This is a genomic window from Paenibacillus sp. Pae15 (genome assembly GCF_024519685.1).
GTDB classification, from domain to species: domain Bacteria; phylum Bacillota; class Bacilli; order Paenibacillales; family NBRC-103111; genus Paenibacillus_G; species Paenibacillus_G naphthalenovorans.
The window spans coordinates 43,215-62,216 of sequence record NZ_JALJRM010000003.1; the positions used below are offsets into that span (position 1 = coordinate 43,215).

At 54.5% G+C, this 19,002-nt stretch carries 19 protein-coding genes and 1 other annotated feature; of the genes, 1 reads left to right on the top strand and 18 read right to left on the bottom strand.

The features are described 5' to 3' along the window. Positions 1–5: 5 nt before the first annotated feature. Positions 6–1,298: a homocysteine synthase gene (locus NR121_RS03250; protein WP_062407494.1), complete on the bottom strand. Its 1,293-nt coding sequence runs from the start codon at positions 1,296–1,298 to the stop codon at positions 6–8. 97 nt (positions 1,299–1,395) lie between these two features. Further along, the gene (locus tag NR121_RS03255; RefSeq protein ID WP_235594253.1) at positions 1,396–1,905 is read right to left on the bottom strand and encodes a ComEA family DNA-binding protein; all 510 of its coding nucleotides are present in this window, start codon (positions 1,903–1,905) and stop codon (positions 1,396–1,398) included. Positions 1,906–2,013: 108 nt separating this feature from the next. Between NR121_RS03255 and comER the strand changes: the two genes are divergently transcribed. Continuing rightward, positions 2,014–2,895 (top strand): late competence protein ComER, encoded by an 882-nt coding sequence (gene comER, locus NR121_RS03260; RefSeq protein WP_062407490.1) that lies wholly within the window; start codon positions 2,014–2,016, stop codon positions 2,893–2,895. A 48-nt stretch (positions 2,896–2,943) separates the two neighbouring features. On the opposite strand, the gene leuS is transcribed toward comER, so the two are convergent. The 16 genes from leuS to spoVAC all read right to left on the bottom strand — a co-directional run bounded on the left by leuS (position 2,944) and on the right by spoVAC (position 18,991). Beyond that, positions 2,944–5,391, bottom strand: coding sequence for a leucine--tRNA ligase (gene leuS / locus NR121_RS03265; protein ID WP_062407488.1), 2,448 nt, complete (start codon positions 5,389–5,391; stop codon positions 2,944–2,946). A gap of 54 nt (positions 5,392–5,445) precedes the next feature. Next, positions 5,446–5,692, bottom strand: a binding site (T-box leader). 307 nt (positions 5,693–5,999) lie between these two features. Next, positions 6,000–6,794 carry a class I SAM-dependent DNA methyltransferase gene (locus tag NR121_RS03270; RefSeq protein WP_054818532.1) on the bottom strand — a complete coding sequence of 265 codons (795 nt, stop codon included), beginning with the start codon at positions 6,792–6,794 and terminating at the stop codon, positions 6,000–6,002. Between the two features lie 75 nt (positions 6,795–6,869). Continuing rightward, positions 6,870–7,769 (bottom strand): CvfB family protein, encoded by a 900-nt coding sequence (locus NR121_RS03275; protein ID WP_062407485.1) that lies wholly within the window; start codon positions 7,767–7,769, stop codon positions 6,870–6,872. Continuing rightward, positions 7,766–8,113 carry a ribosome silencing factor gene (gene rsfS, locus NR121_RS03280; protein ID WP_054818531.1) on the bottom strand — a complete coding sequence of 116 codons (348 nt, stop codon included), beginning with the start codon at positions 8,111–8,113 and terminating at the stop codon, positions 7,766–7,768. Before rsfS ends, NR121_RS03275 begins: the two co-directional genes overlap by 4 nt. Before the next feature lie 30 nt (positions 8,114–8,143). Further along, positions 8,144–8,737 (bottom strand): bis(5'-nucleosyl)-tetraphosphatase (symmetrical) YqeK, encoded by a 594-nt coding sequence (gene yqeK / locus NR121_RS03285; RefSeq protein WP_054818530.1) that lies wholly within the window; start codon positions 8,735–8,737, stop codon positions 8,144–8,146. Further along, positions 8,727–9,314, bottom strand: a complete 588-nt coding sequence (locus NR121_RS03290) for a nicotinate-nucleotide adenylyltransferase (RefSeq protein WP_256830480.1) — start codon at positions 9,312–9,314, stop codon at positions 8,727–8,729. The genes yqeK and NR121_RS03290 overlap by 11 nt, the downstream gene beginning before the upstream one ends. A 52-nt stretch (positions 9,315–9,366) precedes the next feature. After that, complete coding sequence (yhbY, locus tag NR121_RS03295) at positions 9,367–9,660, bottom strand: ribosome assembly RNA-binding protein YhbY (RefSeq protein WP_256830481.1); 294 nt, start codon at positions 9,658–9,660, stop codon at positions 9,367–9,369. Positions 9,661–9,705: 45 nt separating this feature from the next. Further along, on the bottom strand, positions 9,706–10,575 hold the full coding sequence (locus tag NR121_RS03300) for a shikimate dehydrogenase (RefSeq protein ID WP_256830482.1): 870 nt from the start codon (positions 10,573–10,575) through the stop codon (positions 9,706–9,708). Positions 10,576–10,627: 52 nt separating this feature from the next. Next, complete coding sequence (yqeH, locus tag NR121_RS03305) at positions 10,628–11,758, bottom strand: ribosome biogenesis GTPase YqeH (protein WP_062407474.1); 1,131 nt, start codon at positions 11,756–11,758, stop codon at positions 10,628–10,630. 7 nt (positions 11,759–11,765) lie between these two features. Further along, entirely contained in the window at positions 11,766–12,260 is a 495-nt protein-coding gene (locus NR121_RS03310) for a YqeG family HAD IIIA-type phosphatase (protein WP_062410855.1), read from the bottom strand. A 122-nt stretch (positions 12,261–12,382) separates the two neighbouring features. Further along, on the bottom strand, positions 12,383–14,614 hold the full coding sequence (locus tag NR121_RS03315; RefSeq protein ID WP_256830485.1) for a transglutaminase TgpA family protein: 2,232 nt from the start codon (positions 14,612–14,614) through the stop codon (positions 12,383–12,385). Beyond that, complete coding sequence (locus tag NR121_RS03320) at positions 14,611–15,855, bottom strand: DUF58 domain-containing protein (RefSeq protein WP_256830486.1); 1,245 nt, start codon at positions 15,853–15,855, stop codon at positions 14,611–14,613. Before NR121_RS03320 ends, NR121_RS03315 begins: the two co-directional genes overlap by 4 nt. Positions 15,856–15,857: 2 nt before the next feature. Further along, positions 15,858–16,817, bottom strand: a complete 960-nt coding sequence (locus NR121_RS03325) for an AAA family ATPase (protein ID WP_054818528.1) — start codon at positions 16,815–16,817, stop codon at positions 15,858–15,860. A gap of 304 nt (positions 16,818–17,121) precedes the next feature. Further along, positions 17,122–17,487, bottom strand: coding sequence for a stage V sporulation protein AE (gene spoVAE / locus NR121_RS03330; RefSeq protein WP_062410852.1), 366 nt, complete (start codon positions 17,485–17,487; stop codon positions 17,122–17,124). Positions 17,488–17,497: 10 nt separating this feature from the next. Then, complete coding sequence (gene spoVAD / locus NR121_RS03335) at positions 17,498–18,511, bottom strand: stage V sporulation protein AD (protein ID WP_062407471.1); 1,014 nt, start codon at positions 18,509–18,511, stop codon at positions 17,498–17,500. Further along, positions 18,512–18,991, bottom strand: coding sequence for a stage V sporulation protein AC (gene spoVAC, locus NR121_RS03340; RefSeq protein ID WP_062407469.1), 480 nt, complete (start codon positions 18,989–18,991; stop codon positions 18,512–18,514). Positions 18,992–19,002: the final 11 nt, after the last annotated feature.

The following is a 19,002-nucleotide window of genomic DNA, read 5'->3' on the forward strand; positions in this document are numbered from 1 at the left end:
CTCCCTTATTTCTGGCTGGTTTGAATCGCTTGATTCAAGTCGTAGATGATGTCTTCAATCGCTTCCGTGCCGATCGACAGCCGAATCATGCCGGGGCTGACGCCTGCGGCCGATTGCTCCTCTTCATTGAGCTGCTGATGTGTTGTGCTGGCCGGATGAATGATCAGCGATTTCGAATCGCCCACATTGGCAAGGTGAGAGAACAGCTTCACGGCGTTGATCACCTTGCGTCCGGCTTCCACGCCTCCCTTGATGCCGAACGTCAAAATGGCTCCCTGGCCTTTAGGCATATATTTGCGGGCCAGATCATAGGAAGGATGGCTTGGCAATCCGGCATAGCTTACCCATTCGACCGCGTCGTGCCGCTCTAAAAATTCAGCTACCTTCAGTGCGTTTGAGCTGTGGCGTTCCATTCTCAGATGCAGAGTCTCCAGACCCTGCAGCATCAAAAAAGAATTGAAGGGAGAAATGGCCGCCCCCATGTCGCGAAGAAGCTGCACGCGTGCTTTAATTATGTATGCGACCGGACCTAGCGCATCCGTATAAACAAGTCCATGGTAGCTGGGATCCGGTTCGGTCAGCCCGGGAAATTTGCCGCTCGCCTTCCAGTCGAAGCGCCCGCCGTCTACAATGATGCCGCCGATCGATGTACCGTGGCCGCCGATGAATTTGGTGGCGGAGTGAACGACGATATCCGCACCGTGCTCTATCGGGCGGCACAGGTATGGACTTGGGAAGGTATTGTCCAGGATGAGCGGAATGCCGTTCTCGTGGGCGATGGAAGCCACCGCTTCGATATCCAGCACATCGCCTCTCGGATTGCCGATCGTCTCCGCAAATACCGCCTTCGTGTTCGGCGTAATCGCTTTACGGAAGTTCTCCGGATCGCTCGGATCGACGAAATGTACCTTGATGCCGATCTTGGGCAGAGTGATCGCGAACAGATTATATGTACCGCCGTATAAGCTGGCCGACGACACAATCTCATCTCCCGCTCCGGCAATATTCAGGATCGAGTACGTAATGGCGGCTTGTCCGGATGCCGTTGCCAGAGCGGCAAGTCCGCCCTCCAATGCCGCGACGCGCTTCTCGAACACATCCGTCGTCGGATTCATCAAGCGGGTATAAATATTGCCGAATTCCTTCAATCCAAACAGATTTGCCGCATGATCCGTATCCCGGAACCCGTAGGAAGTCGTCTGGTACAAAGGCACTGCACGAGCCATCGTGGCAGGATCAATCTCTTGTCCAGCATGGACAGCTAATGTTTCCAGCGCGAGCTTGCGTTCTTCAGACATCAAATACGTCCCCCTTAATCATAGCATAAAATGAATAATCGTACCTATTTTCGCATATTTCCCCCCAAAATGAAAGCGTTGTCTATAAAATACTCCGCTATGGCTCTACGGTGACATGAGGCTTGATCTTCTCCAAGGTTTTCGCACCGATTCCTTTGACCTCAAGCAGCTGGTCGGGGGAGCGGAATTTGCCGCCTAACCGCTGACGAAGCTCCAAAATGGCCTGCGCTCTGCTTGGACCGACACCGGGCAGATCATCCAGCTGCTCCGCCGTCGCCGTGTTCAGATTCAGCTTGCCCGACTTCGCAACGGCCTGATCCGCCTCCTCTGCGGCGGATGAACCTTTCCCTTCCAAAGTGGATTTGGGGAGCTCCGGCGCAGGCCCTTGATCTTCCACAGGCTTTGTTTCCGGCGGCTTTCCCTCCTGCTGACCGCCCGGAACCGTCTGCGATGGGGGCTTTTGCTCCGCTTGTTCCAGCAGCAGCCTGCGCATTTCCGCATCGGCGCTAATGAAGCTTGACGCGGGCGGCTCCGCCCATTTAGGATAAATCATCAGCAGTGCCGCGGAAAGACCGACAGCAAGCGCGATCAAAGCGATTCGCATCATCCCGCTCCCCCTTTCGTTGATCCCATCTTCATCACCTCTTTTTATTGGTAAATTGATGCATAAATTCATATCCTCCCTGATATACATGAAGAAACAGGAGGGATCGTCATGCGAGTAGGTTTCATCGGAACAGGCAGCATGGGCAGTATGCTTATTGAAACGTTCATCCGCTCCGGCGCTGTAAACCCGGAGAACGTGGTGGCGACCAACCGGACCATCGCCAAAGCGGAGCTTTTGGCAGCGAACTATCCGGGCTTGCAAGTTGCCCGTTCCAATAAAGAAGCGGCTTCTCAAGCCGATTTGCTGTTTATCTGTGTCAAGCCTCTCGAGTTCAAAGATGTCATTGAGGAGATTCAGGCTTTGTTGACACCCGAACAGATCATCGTTTCGATCACCAGCCCGGTGCTGATCCGGCATCTCGAAGCGCTGTTGCCCTGCAAAATCGCCAAAGTGATTCCGAGCATCACAAATCATGTACTCAGCGGAGCGACACTTTGTATTTATGGGGACCGGATGAAGGCCGAAGATCAGAAACGGCTCGAAAACTTGTTATCCCGCGTAAGCGCTCCGATTCGCATATCCGAGGAACACACCCGAATCTCCTCCGACCTGTCCAGCTGCGGACCTGCCTTCCTCGCCTTCTTCATTCAAAAGTATATTCAGGCAGCCGTCTCGGCCACCGGAATTTCCGAGGAAGAGGCGACGCGGCTCGCCAGCGAAATGACGCTGGGGACGGGCAAGCTGCTGACAGATGGAGGATTTACTCCCGCCGCGCTGCAGCAGCGTGTAGCCGTACCCGGCGGAATTACAGAGGAAGGACTCCGTATAATGGAAAAAGAGCTGTGCAGCGTCTTTTACGACTTGATCCGCACAACTCATGCCAAATACGAAGAAGATTTGGAAAAGGTGGAAGCCCGCTTTTTCGGGACCAAAGCCGATGAAGAACGCGATGCTTTCACGTCTTTTCCTTATGAACCGCCGTGCCCGTAGCCATCCGGGGGGCGGTTGTTTTTTTGATGCTTGCCCGTTTTATCCTTTTTATCCTGCTACAATATTGACCAGCTTGCCTTTGACCACGATGACTTTCCGGACCGTTTTACCCGCCGTGGCATCCTTCACTTTATCCAGATTCACAGCCAGCTCCCGCATAGAAGCTTCATCGGCATCGGCCGCAACCGTCGCGCGCTCGATGATTTTACCGTTCACCTGAACAACGATTTCCACCTCGTTATCTACGGTCCAGGCCTCATCATAGGTCGGCCATGGTTCATAAGTTACGGTATCGTTATGGCCCAGCTTCTCCCATAATTCTTCGGCCAGATGCGGCGCAAGCGGAGAAAGCAACTGCACAAAGTGCTCCATAGCCGCTTTCGGAAGACGATCCGTCTTGTAGGCCTCATTCACGAAGATCATCAGCTGGCTGATCGCCGTGTTAAAGCGCAGCGCCTCAAAATCCTCGGTCACCTTCTTGATGGTACGATGCCAAACCCGTTTGAACGCCTCGCTGCCCTCTTCCTCACTGCTAATTTTCGCGCTTAATTGCCCGTCCTCTTGGATGAACAATCTCCAGATCCGGCTTAAGAAGCGGTAAGCCCCCTCTACGCCGTTGGCGCTCCACGGCTTTGTCGCCTCAAGCGGACCCATGAACATTTCGTACAAGCGCAGGGTATCGGCTCCGAATTCATTGACAATGACATCGGGATTGATGACGTTCCCGCGGGACTTGCTCATTTTCTCATTGTTCTCGCCGAGGATCATCCCTTGATTGACCAGCTTGTGGAACGGTTCCTTCGTATTCACTACGCCGAGATCGTACAGCACCTTGTGCCAGAAGCGCGCGTACAGCAGATGGAGCACAGCATGCTCCGCGCCCCCGATGTACAGATCGACCGGCAGCCACTTGCGCTGCAGCTCCGGAGAGCAAATTTCCTTATCGTTCTTAGGATCGATAAAACGCAGGTAGTACCAGCAGCTGCCCGCCCATTGCGGCATCGTGTTCGTCTCGCGGCGGGCCTTCATGCCGGTCTCCGGATCGATGGTATTGACCCACTCGGTTACGTTCGCCAGCGGCGATTCTCCTGTGCCGGACGGCTTGATTTCGTCGACCTCCGGCAGCAGCAGCGGCAGCTGATCCTCCGGCACGGTTTTCATCGTCCCGTCTTCCAGATGAAGGATCGGAATAGGCTCGCCCCAATAACGCTGGCGGCTGAACAGCCAGTCGCGCAGACGATAGGTCACTTTGCCCTGGCCTTTGCCGTTATCCTCAAGCCACTGAATCATGGCTCCGATGGCCTGTTCGTTGTTGAGCCCGTCCAGGAAGCCGGAGTTCACATGCGGACCGTCGCCGGAATAAGCCTCTTTGGACAGATCCCCGCCCTGCACCACTTCAATTATCGGAAGATCATACTGTTTGGCGAACTCCCAGTCCCGTTGGTCATGTCCCGGCACCGCCATAATGGCTCCCGTTCCGTAGCCCGCCAGTACATAATCGGCGATCCAGATCGGCACCTTGCTGCCGTTCACCGGATTGACGGCATAGGCTCCGGTAAAGACTCCGGTTTTCTCCTTGGCCAAATCCGTACGCTCCAGGTCGCTCTTGCGGGCGGCACGCTCTTGATATTCCTTCACCGCCGAGGCTTGTCCCTCCGTCACGATCCGATTCACCAGCTCGTGCTCCGGCGCCAAAACGCAGTATGTCGCTCCGAACAGCGTATCCGGACGAGTCGTGAACACCTTCAGGCTGTCACCCTCATGCCCGTCGATAGCGAACGTCACTTCCGCTCCTTTGGATTTACCGATCCAGTTGCGCTGCATGTCCTTGATGCTTTCAGACCAATCGAGTTCCTCCAGATCCTCCAGCAGGCGTTCTGCGTACTCGGTAATCTTCAGCACCCACTGACGCATCGGCTTGCGAATGACGGGATGGCCTCCGCGTTCGCTTTTGCCGTCGATCACCTCTTCGTTGGCGAGGACCGTTCCCAGCGCGGGACACCAGTTGACCGGGACCTCGTCGACATAGGCGAGACCTTTTTTATAAAGCTGGATAAAAATCCACTGCGTCCACTTGTAGTAATCGGGATCGGTTGTGCTGAATTCGCGGTCCCAGTCGTACGAGAAGCCGAGCGATTTGATTTGTCTGCGGAAATTATTGATATTCTTGATCGTAATGTCGCGCGGATGCTCCCCTGTATCGAGTGCATGCTGCTCCGCCGGAAGACCGAACGCATCCCACCCCATCGGATGCAGTACGTTGTAGCCGCGCATTCTTTTGTACCGGGACACAATATCGGTGGCCGTGTACCCTTCCGGGTGGCCTACGTGCAGTCCCGCGCCGGAAGGATACGGAAACATATCCAGGGCGTAAAATTTGGGCTTGCTATCGTCGTCCAGCACCTTGAACGTTTTGTTCTCTTCCCAATAGCGCTGCCACTTCGGTTCAATCGCCTGCGGGTTATATCCTTGCTGTTCTTTGACTTCCTGTGCCATGTTGCTTTATGCCTCCTTCGAATAAAAACAAAAAAGCCCTCGCCTCTAGCCTTAGCTAGGGACGAGAGCTTTGCTTCCCGTGGTACCACCCTAGTTGACAGCCGGCATGCTTTGCCCCTGTCCACTCCAGCCCCTTAACGCGGGGAATACGATCCGGCTAGGTCTCGGACCCTTCTTCCGACGATCCTTCCCTTCACCTTCTGGCTCCAGAACGAGTTCGCTGCGACCACAACCGATTCCCACCAACCATCGGCTCTCTGAAATACGGCGTACAGCTACTGCTTTCTGTCATAGCCTTGCAAACGATCCAATTAAATTTCATTATATGTAAAACCGTTCCTGTGTGTCAAGCAGGACGCCATCGAAAGAAATCGCCCTTCCGGCACGATAATCCTCTTTGCCGGGGATTCCAGAAAGACTTTTTGTACATACTGTATAAAAAGTGTGTGCTGGAGGTTGCCGCCGATGCGAGGATTACTGAACGGTTTGATCTTGTCGCTGCCGCTCTGGGGCATGATTTTGAGCGCTGTGCAGCTGATTTTGCGGTTGATCGAAAAATAGTCCGGCTCGTCATCCCCCGCCTGTTTCCTGCCTCGAACAGGGTCAGCCTATTTTACCGCCACAAAAAACACCCTCTGCGTATTTTCCGTAGGTGGCTCCCACGTAAAATCCCCGTAGCAGGCCGTTTCCCGGAAACCGGCTTCACGCAGCTTCTCCCCAAGCCAATCCAGAGAATAAGCACGCTGCAAATGCAGCTCCTCCACCCGATGAAAGCGTTCTGTCACCGCATCGTCGGATCCCGTTTCGAGCATTTCTCCTTCTCTGACGAAAATCGTTAGCGCATGCTCGATCTCACAGCGTCCCGGGTCAAAATCGCATGTCCATATATACGCAATGTCCTCTTCGTTCAGAGTAAAGGGCTGCGATTCGGCATACGATTGCAGCTGATAAGGGGTGTGCATGTCAAACAGAAATACACCGCCCGGCTTCAACCCCGCATAGGCTTGCCGGATCGCCAGCACGACATCCTCTTCCTCCAGCAAATAGTTGAAGCAGTCGCAAAACGAGATGACTGCATCCACAGGACGGTCCAGCTCCCAATCGCGCAAATCCTGCTGCAGCAGCATCAGCCCGCCTCCGGCAGGGAACGGTGAATGCCGCTGCACGCTGTCCGCCTTTTGCTGAGCGACCGCGAGCATATCTTCCGAGAGGTCGATGCCGATCACTTCGAAGCCCTGCTGCGCAAGCGGTATCGCCAAGGCTCCCGTGCCGCAGCCAAGGTCGACGACGGTCCGGGGAACACCATACTTGTCCCAGCATTGTCCGGCAAACCGCATCCATTCCTCATAGGGCATATCCTCCATCAGACGGTCGTAAATATACGAGAACCGCTCATAAGCCACACGGCAAACCTCCTTGTCTTAATGCATCATCAGTATCCTGCCGGCGCAAGAAAAAACCGGCACCTCAGCGCTTCTTCACTGGGTAACCGGCTCTGTCGGATCCTGCTTCAGGTAAGTCCAGCTGCCTTCCTGATAAACCAAGCCTTCTTTCATCAGCTTGCCGATGGCGCGTTTGAATGCCGATTTGCTTATGCCAAAGCGCTGACTGATCAGATCGGCAGGCGTTTCGTCCGAGTAGGGCATGGCCTTGTTCGGCCGTTCATGAAGAAACGCCAGCAGCTTTTCCGCGTCCTCATCCCGCCCGACTTCCTTGCGTTCGCGCATCGTACAGTTCACGTTCCCATCCTCGCGCACGAATGTCACGCGAACCTTGACCTGCTCGCCTAACCGCAGCAGTCTTGTCCGTTCGGAGGAATGGATGAAGCCGATGACTCCGAAGCCGACCACGCCTCCGTCACAGACGACGAACGTACCCATCTGCAGGGGCTTGTACACCCTTGCTTCCACCCATTGGCCTCGCCAAGTGGCCGGAGCATCGAAACACAGCTTTTTCAAATGCTCTTCCCCCGCTGTTTTAGCCACGAGCCGGCCCTGACGGTCGTGCGTCAGCACGACAAAGACCTTGTCACCCACCTTTGGACGAAGCTCCTTAAGCTCAGGAAGCTCCTTAAACGGCAGCAGCAAGTGCCGCCCCAGCCCCATCTCAAGAAAGCATCCAAAGCGCGGATGAATATCTGCGACCTCGAGCAGCGCCACCTCGCCAAGCCGAATCAGAGGCTTTCGCATCGTTGCCGCCAGCCGGTCCTGCGTATCGTGAAACAGGAACACGTCTACTTGATCCCCGGGCTTCACTTCCCCGGCCGTTTCGCTGTAATGCAGAAGCACGTCCTGCGTCCCGTCGGTCAAAAAATAGCCGTTGGGCGGCACTTCCCTTGCCACTTCCAACCGCCGGATCGTACCGGCTTCAAGTCTCATACCCGCTCGACCACTTTCGCGTCGGACCAAAGACGCTCGATGTTATAATATTCTCTGTCATCGCGATGGAAAACATGAACGACCACATCGCCAAGATCGATGAGCACCCAGCGCGCCGTATCCATCCCTTCCAATCCGCGAATCCGCACCCCTTTTTCCTCCGCTTTCTTGCGGATTTCCGCAGCAATCGCCTGTACTTGTGTCTCGGAATTCCCGTGGCAAATGATAAAATAATCCGCAATCAGCGATATTCCGGACAGATTCAGGGTAACGATGTTAATTGCCTTTTTGTCTTCGGCCGCCTCGACCGCAAGCGTCATAAGCTCCTCCGGTTGTACCGTCATCTAGTTTCCTCCCTTAACTATACAAATGTTTCAGCTCTTCTGTACCATTCCGCCGTCCTGCTGCTCCAGCTCTACAATCAAACCATTGCGAGCGGCCAGCGTCAGCGGATATATCCGTTTTCCTTTATCCAGCAAAAACCTTATCGTTCCGTCAAATCCGGCAAGCAGCGCCTTCTCTAAACTATATTCGGCGATTTCGCGAATATTATGCACGCCTGGAAAGTCCCGCCCGGGCTCCATGTAATCGGCAAGGCAAACCACCTTGTCCAGCAGGGTCATCTGACCCCGCCCCGAGGTATGGTAGCGAATCGCATCCAGCACCTCTTCATCCTCCACGCCGTACCGTTCACGAGCCAGCCAGGCGCCCGCATGCGCATGCCAAAGCTCCTTGTCATATTCCAGAAGATCAAGAGGCAAACCGTTCTCCCGAATAATCCGCGCTTGCTCGTCCACCCGCCAATATTTGCACACATCGTGGAGAATAGCCGCCAGATCCGCTTTGACAGGATCCGCTCCGAACCGCTCCGCCAGCCTGACAGCCGTTTCCATCACGCCCAGCGTATGCACCCAGCGCTTCTCCGGCATTTGCGAACGGACCGATTCCATCAGGTCTTCACGCTTCATAAAGACGATTCACCTCGATATAGTCATTTACCCGGTCGGGCACCATATAACGCACCGACCGGCCCTCCGCGCGCCGCTGTCTGATCCCCGTAGAGGATAGCTCAATTTGCGGCATAGAGGCTAAACGAACAGCCTTCCTGATCGGGGCAGGCAGTGCATCGCAGCCGGTTTCATACCCCGGGCGGCGCAATCCGACAAAGGTCACATGCTTGATCAGCTCGTCGATTCTGTACCATTTGGGCAAATACTGCACCATATCCGCTCCAATGATGTAATAGAACTCATGTTCAGGGTACCGGGAACGGAGCATGAGTACGGTCTCGATGCTGTAGGATATGCCGCCTTTGCGCAGTTCGACATCCGATGGCTTGAAAGCCGGGTGGTCTTCTACGGCAAGGCACACCATCTGCCATCGCTGCTCCGGAGAAGCTCCGGGAACCTGTTCCTTATGCGGCGGCATGGACGTTGGCATAAACCAAACCTCATCCAGCTCCAGCTCCTCGTAAACGCTCTGGGCTGCGATCAAATGGCCGATATGAACGGGATCGAAGGTTCCTCCCATCAGGCCGATTTTCATCCGGCTCCCCCTCTTTGCATTATCCATCCCGGCTTCGCTTGAAGCTTAAAGCTTATACCGGAAGCTCGATCTTTTTTTGTTCTTTGGATTCTTTATACAGCACAATGGTTTTTCCAATGACCTGCACAAGCTCTGCACCCGCGCCGTCCGAGAGCTCCGCCCCCACCTCTTTAGGATCCTCCAGGCAGTTGTTGAGTACCGAGACCTTGATCAATTCCCGCACCTCCAGCGCCTCGCTGATATGGCGGATCAAATGATCGTTCACTCCTCCTTTGCCGACCTGAAATATCGGGTTCAAATGGTGCGCCAGCGAGCGCAGATACCTCTTTTGTTTACCTGTTAACATGCCAGTCCTTCTACCTCTATTCTATGGATGAATTCCATGATTGACTTAAGTTTGCCGCTCTTCAAAAGACTGCAGCACCGCTTCCCGCATGGCTGCAACCGGAGCCGGGAGACCGGTCCAGTATTCAAACGCATAGGCGCCTTGATAAATAAACATGCCCAAGCCGCTGTGAACGGTCGCTCCGCGAAGATCCCGGGCTTCTCTTAAAAAACGGGTAACCAGGGGATTATACACCAAATCGCTGACCACCGTTCCCGGCTTGATCAGCTCTACGTCCATAGGCACCCCGTCCACATTCGGATGCATGCCGAGCAGCGTATTGTTCACAATCAGCCCCGCCTCGCCAGCCAGCTTGCCTGCCTCGTCCAGTCCGTGACCGGATACGCTTCCGAACCCGCTCATGGAAGCCGCAAGCTCCAACGCTTTCTCCTTCGTCCGGTTGGCAATCCAGATATGCTCCACGCCTTCCTTGACCAATGCGTAACCGACGCCGCGTGCGGCGCCCCCCGCTCCGATCATCAGCACCTTGCGGCCTTTCAAATCGATGCCCGTTTCTTCTTTGAGCGAACGGATGTAACCGATGCCGTCGGTATTATATCCGATCAGCTTGCCGCCTTCGTTTACAATCGTATTGACGGCGCCGATGACGCGGGCTGCTTCATCGATCTCGTCCAAATACGACATCACCTCCACTTTGTGCGGAATCGTGACGTTGACCCCCCGGAACTGAAGCGCCCGAATCCCTGCGACCGCGTCCTTCAAGGTTCCCGGCAAAATGTGAAACGCCCCGTAAGCCGCATTGAGCCCTGTTTCTTCAAATGCCCTGTTCAACATGATCGGAGATTTCGAATGCCGGATCGGATCCCCAAAAACGCCGTACAACATCGTATGACTATCCAGCTTGTGCTTGCTCATCGTTTCCCGTTCCTCCCATTGGCTGCCATTGCAAACAATCTGAAGCAAAAGTTTAAATGAGCGGCTCCCTGACGGCAACCTTTACGCCCTTAGGCACGTGAATAACCAGATCCGCTCCGGCCTCGCCGTTCACTTTTACCCAACCGATTCCGGAAATGGACACATCCAGATTCGAACCCTTCGGAATGCGTACCGGATGCTTTACCCACTTCGGCAGCTTGTCCAGCTCCTCCCTGGCAGGCGGTGACAGAAGCCCGCCCTTGTGCTCCTCGTACAGCTCATCCGCACGCTCCAGCTTGGTCCGGTGAGCCTGAAGCGCATTGGATATATAGAAAGTAAAGGACTGCCGGGCTCCCTGTACAAAATCAAACCGCGCAAACCCGCCCAGGAAAATCGTCTGCCGCTCGTTTAGCTGAAACACCAAAGGCTTGACCGGCTTGTCCGGCATCAGCTTCGCCAGATCTTTCTTGCTCACAAGCTCCGTCAGCCGGTGTTGATAGACAATGCCGGGCGTGTCGATGATGGATGCGCCGTCCTCAAGCGGAATCCGGACAAGATCCAGCGTCGTGCCCGGGTATTGCGAAGTCGTCAGCTCCGCGTCCAGGTCGCTGTAATCCCGGATCAGCCGGTTAATCAGCGTCGACTTGCCTACATTCGTTGCGCCGACCACATAAATATCACGGCCGCGGCGGTGTTTATCCAACGCTTCAATGACCCGTTCGAAGCCCATGTTTTTCTTTGCGGAGCACAGCACGACCTCGGCAACCTTCAGTCCCGCTTCTTTCGCCTGGCGCTGCACCCAGTTTAAGATCCGGTTATAGTTCGTCGCCTTGGGCAACAAATCGATTTTGTTGACTACAAGCACAATCGGGTTATTTCCGACGAAGCGCGGAAGTCCCGAAATCATGCTGCCCTCGAAATCGAACAAATCGACAATATTGATAACAAGCGACTGCGTCGAGCCTACATGCGTAAGCAGGCGAAGAAAATCATCCTGATTTAAAGTAATACTGGAAGCTTCGTTGTAATGCTTTATGCGGAAGCACCGTTGGCAAATGACCGGCGTTCGCGTCAGCGCCTGCTCCGGCACATAGCCGAGCTTCTCGGCGTCTTGGGTTTGGAGCGCCACGCCGCAGCCTGTACAGTGTAACGCATCTTCTCTCATTTGTTTTTGATCCGTCATGGATTCCCTACCTTTTCATGATCGTTAAAGCCGCTTTCTCGATTCGGCGGTTTACCTTCGTAAAAAACCCTTCGTCGCCCAGCGAAATCGGAACCACCAGAATGGTATACAAGCCCATCCGGTTGCCCCCCAGCACATCCGTCAGCATTTGATCGCCGATCACAACGACCTCTTCCGCCCTTAAATTCATCATCTGCAGCGCTTTTCGAAAGGATGCGCTCGAGGGCTTTTTGGCCCGGTAAATAAAAGGCAGAGATAACGGCTCCGCGAACTTGGTCACCCTCGTCCGCTGGTTGTTGGAGACGACGACCACCTGAAAGCCCACGTGCGCCACTACCTTGAGCCAATCGATCAGCTCCGGCGTAGCCAGCGGCGCCTTGGCCCCTACCAGCGTATTGTCCAAATCCGTAATGATGCCCCGATACCCCTGCTCCCATAATTCGTCGAGTTTTATTTCATAAATCGAATTCACTTGTTTGCGTGGAATCAGCTTTTTCAGCAAAGCGTTCACCTCGAAAGACATTAGGCTGTATACGTCAAACTATACCATAATACTCCTTTTTGTTGCAAAAAGGAATACCCTCAAAGGCCGGCAGCCCGAAGCCGTCCAGCCTTTGATTCAAGCTACATCTGAGAACGAAGCTTTTCTACGATTTGCGTCGTTTGACGCCAATCCTCTTCGGTAATTTCCGCATTCCCGTATTTCGCTTTTTCAAAAACAGAAAGCACGGCATCCAGCTCCGATTTCATCCATCCGCTTTGCTTCGTCCAGCGCTGCATCGCTTCCCGGAGCGTTTCGTATTCCTCGCGCACGTAGCCGTTGCGTCGGAAAATACGGAGCAGCCGCTCACACTCCACAATGACTTTCTGCTTCATCAGCGAAGCTCTGCGCCTGCGCTCCCGCTCTCTCCACAGCTCGATGAGCTGAAATTTCCAAACCAGAAAAGCGGCAAGCAGTGCAGCCGCAGCAAGGATGCCTCCTGTGGCGACATGATGCGGCCCGACGACGGGCGTATTTTCTTCCGTCTCGGTTACGATGGGACCCGGAGCTTCGGAAACGTCGACTGCAGGATTGGCCTCCGCCGTCGCCGTTGGCAGAGCGAATCCGGCGGTCGGCTCAAACGGAATCCAGCCATAGCCGTTGAAGTAGACCTCCACCCAGGAGTGGGCATCCGAGTTCCGTACGGTATACACTCCGCCGGCATCGGTATTGGCCGAAACCTCGTCCGGGAACATGCCGAACAATTCCCCGTTCATTTCCGCCGCACCGGAAGCATAGCCCTTCACCCAACGGGCCGGCAGGCCCACAGAACGGGCCATCACCACCATGGCAGTGGAATAATAGTCGCAATACCCCTCCCGGATTTCAAACAAGAAGCGGTCGACGAAGTCGCGGCTGCGGCCCTTGGACAAGTCGGGTCTGTTCGTATAAGGAAAATTCAACTGGAGATACTGCTCGATTCTCTTGGCTTTATCGTACGGATTCGCAGCCTCTCTGGTAATCTCGGCTGCCAGCGTGCGCACACGTTCGGGCAAATGGTCCGGCAGCTGCAAAAACTCATTCATCCCCTGCCGTACCGGTTCCATCGGCAGTGCGCGCAAAGCCGCCTCGTCGACTACCGGCATGTGGGACACCACCGTATACGTCTTCGGATAAGGCTGATGCTCGCCGTATCTCAGCTCCGACTGCCGGGCGGACCATTGCAGCGCTTCAAATCCGCTCTTCGCTCCGTTAATGCCGGTTACTTTTTGCACGGCATAGGCGCCAAAGAAAACGGGATACCGCTCATCTGTGAGCATGGTCACCGTTTGCGTCACCTCAACGGTTTTCCGATTTCCCGCCGGATACCTCGGATCGGCAGGAACGGGAGCGTCCGGGCGCACGTTATTCCAGGCTCCCCGGCGTTCGCCGTCGCTTTCCTCCCAGCCTCTCCCGGTGTAAAGCGAACGGGTTTCACCGCGCCAATAGGCCCTGTGCGTCGTTTCTACGGTCATGACCGGCGTGTAGTCAAATTGGAACCCTGCGCCGAGATTAGAGTCGTTGCGGCTGTAACCGGAAGAAGAATCCGTCGCGTCCACAACAGCAGATACCTGGATTCCCTTGCCGGTTGTAAAATTCATCGGCTCCCCTTTGAAATTGCGCCATGCCGTATAAGGATCCGTTAGCGTCGGACCTACCTCCGGCATCAGCGCCCCGATAAATATGGTCAGGGATACGAGTGAAACGACCGGAATCGCAATCGATGCCGGGTAGTCGGCCAGCTTCCGCCAAGCCGACGAATCCTTGCGCCGAAGCTGCATAAAGTGACATAAAATCAGCAGGAACAGCCCGCAAGCGACGGCGACAGCCACCTGCGGCCATAAATAAATGGCCGAAAACGAATCGCGGATACACATCGCCAGAACCGTCAGAACCAGCAGAATATAAATCCGCCACTTTGCTTCCACCCACCAGATCGTGGTCAAATAAGCGACCCAGGCGCCAAGGGCGAACCATAAGTAAGGCGTAAGATCGTACAGGTTCAAAAACAGCTGGGAAGATAAAAAGCTGGAGAACGGCATGGGCTCGATCACCTCGTACCGTTCGAGCACCTGGATATTGATAACAATAATGGCACCGAGCTCCAACGCGCCGCGAAGAAGCCAATGGATAAGCGGAACATGCTCCATTATAAAAATGACGAGCAGCGTCAGCTGAACGATAACAACCGTCTCCTGCAGCCACAGGCCGTCTTCTTTGGAGAACCAGATCGTAAACTGAAGCAAAAACAAGCCGCACAACAGCACCGTAACCCGATGCGGCCAATCGTGAAACAACAAGCGCTTCCACCAGGCAAGCGGTTTTTCGTTCATCATCTCCCACCTCCCAACTGGAAAGGCAGCTCCGACAAATGCTGCACCGCATAACAAACGATGCCGCGGGACTTGAGCTGCTTGACCCAAGCTTCCCTGCGGGCGGCATCCGGGTTGACCCACAGATGGCAGGGTTTCATTTGCTGCTGCTTGAGCCAGACAAGCAGCTCAAGCATGCCATCCCCCGAAACCGGACTGATCAGCTTAATGAAGCTGCCCGGCGCAAGCATATGGATTTTCTCCATCAGCACCTGCCGCGCGCCGTATACTCCGTCCGCCTCCACATCAATGAGATGCTGCATTACGGCATGGTACTGCGCCTGCCCCGGTCTCGGTTCAAAATACTTATCGTCCGCCCCGCAGGAAATAAGCCCAAGAGCCAGGCCGCGATGAGCGCCGTACTGGAACATCGAGGCGGCCGCCGAAACCGCCAGCTCGAACGGATCGGGATCCTGATAAGACCGCAGACTGCGGTCCAGAAACAAATAGGTCTTGGGAAGCGATTCCCGCTCAAACTCCTTCGATTTCCAGGTTCCGGTCTTGGCGGTCGCATTCCAGTGAATCCGCGAGAGCCGGTCTCCGTAAATGTATTCGCGGACACCGTTAATTTGTGTGGTTTCCCGCGCGGCACGTGTCGTCGAGGATTGGTGATTGGTTCCTTTAACCATCTGATGAAACTGCTGCCATTCCCGTATGGGCACGGTTTGCGGAAGAACAGAGATGCTTTGAGGCAGCTCAAGCTCTCCCTTATGCTCGAACAACCCAAACACGTCCTCGGTTACGCATTCCGTGGTCCCGAACACATAGTGCCCGCGGCGCATCGCCGGCGTTTTGTACTCCCATTGCGCGCGTCTTTTCCAATCGGGCACAACCGTCGCCTCAAACGTCAGCTCCCGGCCGCTTTTATGAACTAATCGATCCTTGACGAACAAGTAAGGCATCGGCCAAAATCCCGGGATTTGCAGCTGGATTGTCACTTCAAGGGTGCTGCCGGCTTCGATCGTCGTTCCGAATTCGTTGTGCTTCAGCGTCCGGATTCCTTTCGTGCGCTTGATCCCGCTCCACTGGCCGAGCAGCAAATAAACGCTGAGTATAAATATGACAACAAACAGCATCAAGGCCAGCTTTCCGCCCTGAAACAGCAAAAATCCCAGGCTGCCCAACAAAACCGAGAGCACGGCCCAGAGCTTGCGGCTGGACCCCGAGCGTCCCGCCAGCTTAAAAGCGAAAGAAGGTCTCAGCATATTCACTTCTCCAAACGTACCGGCACTTTCACCTGTTGAAACACCGATTGCAGCACCGACGATACGGTGACCCCTTCCATCCGTGCTTCCGCCTGCAGGATCATCCGGTGTCCAAGCACATAAGGCGCCAAAAATTTAATATCGTCCGGAAGGACGTAATCTCTTTGCTGAAGCAAAGCGAAGGCTTTGACCGCCTGCACCAGCGCCAGCGTCGCACGCGGGCTCGCTCCCAGATAGATGGACGGATGTTCGCGGGTCAGCCGGATAACGGATACCAGGTACCTTGCCACCGCTTCATCCAGATGAACCTGCTTCACTTGCTCTTGAATGGCCAAAATCTGCTCCACTTCCGCAACAGGCTCCAGAGCATCCAACGGGTGGGATATGCTTTGGGATACGATCATTTTCGTTTCCGTTTCCGCATCGGGATAGCCGAGACTGAATTTCATCATGAAACGGTCCAACTGGGCCTCCGGCAAAACATAAGTACCCTCGAAATCGATCGGATTCTGGGTTGCCAGCATCAGGAAGGGTTTTGGCAGATCATGGGACTCTCCATCCACCGTAATATGCCTCTCCTCCATCGCTTCCAGCAAGGCGGACTGCGTCTTGGTCGTTGCCCGGTTGATTTCATCGACAAGCAGGATGTTGGTCATGATCGGACCCGGACGGAACAAAAACACTTCCTCCTTGGGATGATAAATGGAAACGCCTGTAATATCGGTAGGAAGGAGGTCGGGGTTGCATTGGATGCGGCGATATTGGCCGCGGATCGATTTGGCGAGCGCTTTGATCAGCACGGTCTTGCCTGTGCCCGGCACATCCTCAAGCAGCACGTGGCCCCCTGCCAGCATCGCGGTTAAAAGCAGCTGAATTTCTTCTCTTTTTCCGAAAATGCAGGATTCCAAATTTGCCTGTATCCGCCTAATCGCCAGTATATCTTCTCTGATCATCGTCTCCATCGTCCGGCCTCCTTAATAAGTCTTAACTAAGCATGAATTAAATTTATTACGCAAATAAAGAGCCTAAGGTTCTACAAAATCGTGTCGATTTAACAAATGAAATCAAATTGTAATGCTATTGTAACAATTGTAACATGTGCACAAAATACAAGAGACTTACTTCCTATTGTACAGGAATCAGGAACCGGAGTACACGTATAAAAATGATTTTGAATGATGGCAAAAAAGCCCCGAAAACCTCAGGGCCGGGCGTTGGCGCCGCGCGCTTCCAAGGTTCTCGGAGCTTCCGTCTCCGCTGCCGCCGTTATCCTTGCGGCTTGAATACGAGGGCGGCCAGGAATGAAAAAATGATGGCCGCAGAAATCCCCGCGCTGGTTACTTCAAAGATGCCCGTGATGATTCCGACTGCGCCATGCGTTTTCAATTCGCTCAGCGCTCCGTGCACAAGGGAATTGCCAAAGCTGGTAATCGGCACGGTAGCCCCGGCGCCGGCAAACTCGATAAAGCGTTCATACAAGCTTTTGTCGCCGATCTGAATGCCGTCCACGATGGCTCCGGCTACCACCAAAGTGGTCATGGTATGCGCCGGCGTCAGCTTCATGATATCCATCATCAATTGCCCCAGCACACAGATCGCCCCGCCGATGAGAAAAGCCCAGACAAACTGCATCCAATTCATGCTAATTCACCTCGCTTTCAATCGCTACCGCGTGTGCAATGCAGGGAATGCTCTCCCCCTGCTGAAACGAAAGCGGGGAGAGCAGCGCTCCCGTCGCAACGATCAGCACCCTTTTCAGTTCTCCCTTTTGGATCCGTTTCAAGACGTGACCGTAGGTTACGGTAGCCGAGCAGGCGCAGCCGCTCCCTCCCGCTTGGACGCTTTGCTTTTCCAAATCGTACATCATCAGACCGCAGTCGTAGTAACGGGTCTGCTTGATCGGCACCTTATGCTTTTCCAGTAATTCGCATGCAATTTCATAGCCTACACTCGCCAGGTCGCCTGTTAAAATCAAGTCATAATAGCCCGGCTCCCGTTTGAAATCACGGAAATGTGACTGCAGCGTATCGACGGCCGCCGGGGCCATCGCCGCACCCATATTAAAAGGGTCCTTGATCCCCATATCAATGACGCGCCCGATCGTAGCTCCTGTTACGACCGGTCCCTTGCCCCGGTTCCCCACAACCGCACAAGCCGCTCCCGTAACCGTATATTGGGCGGTGGGAGGCTTCTGCGAGCCGTATTCCGTAGGGTAACGAAATTGCTTTTCCGCGGTACTGTTGTGACTGCACGTTCCCGTTAACACTTGATAGCCATAGCCCGAATCCACGATCATGGAAGCCAAAGCCAATCCCTCCATCGAAGTAGAGCAAGCGCCGAAAATACCGAGATAAGGAATTTGCATCGTCCGCACGGCAAAACTGTTGCTGATGATTTGGTTCAACAAGTCGCCGCCGACATAAAATTGAATATGCTCCTTGGTCACCCCCGCATTCTCCAATGCAAGCTGGGCAGCTTCTTCCAGCATTTTTTTCTCGGCTTTTTCCCAACTGTCTTGTCCGAGCTTGGTATCGGCATGCACAATGTCGAATTCGTTTCCCAGCGGTCCGTTGCCTTCATCCGGCCCTACGATGGTCGCCGTTCCCATGATGACCGGACGCTTCTTGAACTCCCAGCTCTGATATCCCTTTAGCATTTAACGGCCCTCCATTCCAAGAATCAAGTGAATAAGGCCGATGACGAAGGCCGACACGGTTCCGAATACGATAACAGAGCCGGCCAGCTTGAACATGTTTCCGCCGACACCGAGCACGTAGCCTTCGCTTTTATGCTCCAAAGCCGCAGAACATATCGAGTTGGCAAAGCCCGTCACAGGAACGGCGGACCCGGCGCCCGCCCATTGGGCGATTTTATCGTATACCCCAAAGCATGTCAGCAAAACCGAAATGAAGATGAGCACGGCGGCCGTCGGGTTGCCAGCTGTTTTCTCTGTGAACCCGAACCACCGGATGAACACTTCCATTATTCCTTGGCCGATCAAGCATATAAAGCCTCCGACCGCAAAGGCCCTCAGGCAATTTTTCAGCACCGGCCGGGCCGGCTCCCGCTTTTTGGCAAGCTCTTGGTATTCCTGCTGCGTCCAGGTCAATTTCTTCATTTTCGATTTGGTGGTCATTTTCGCATCCC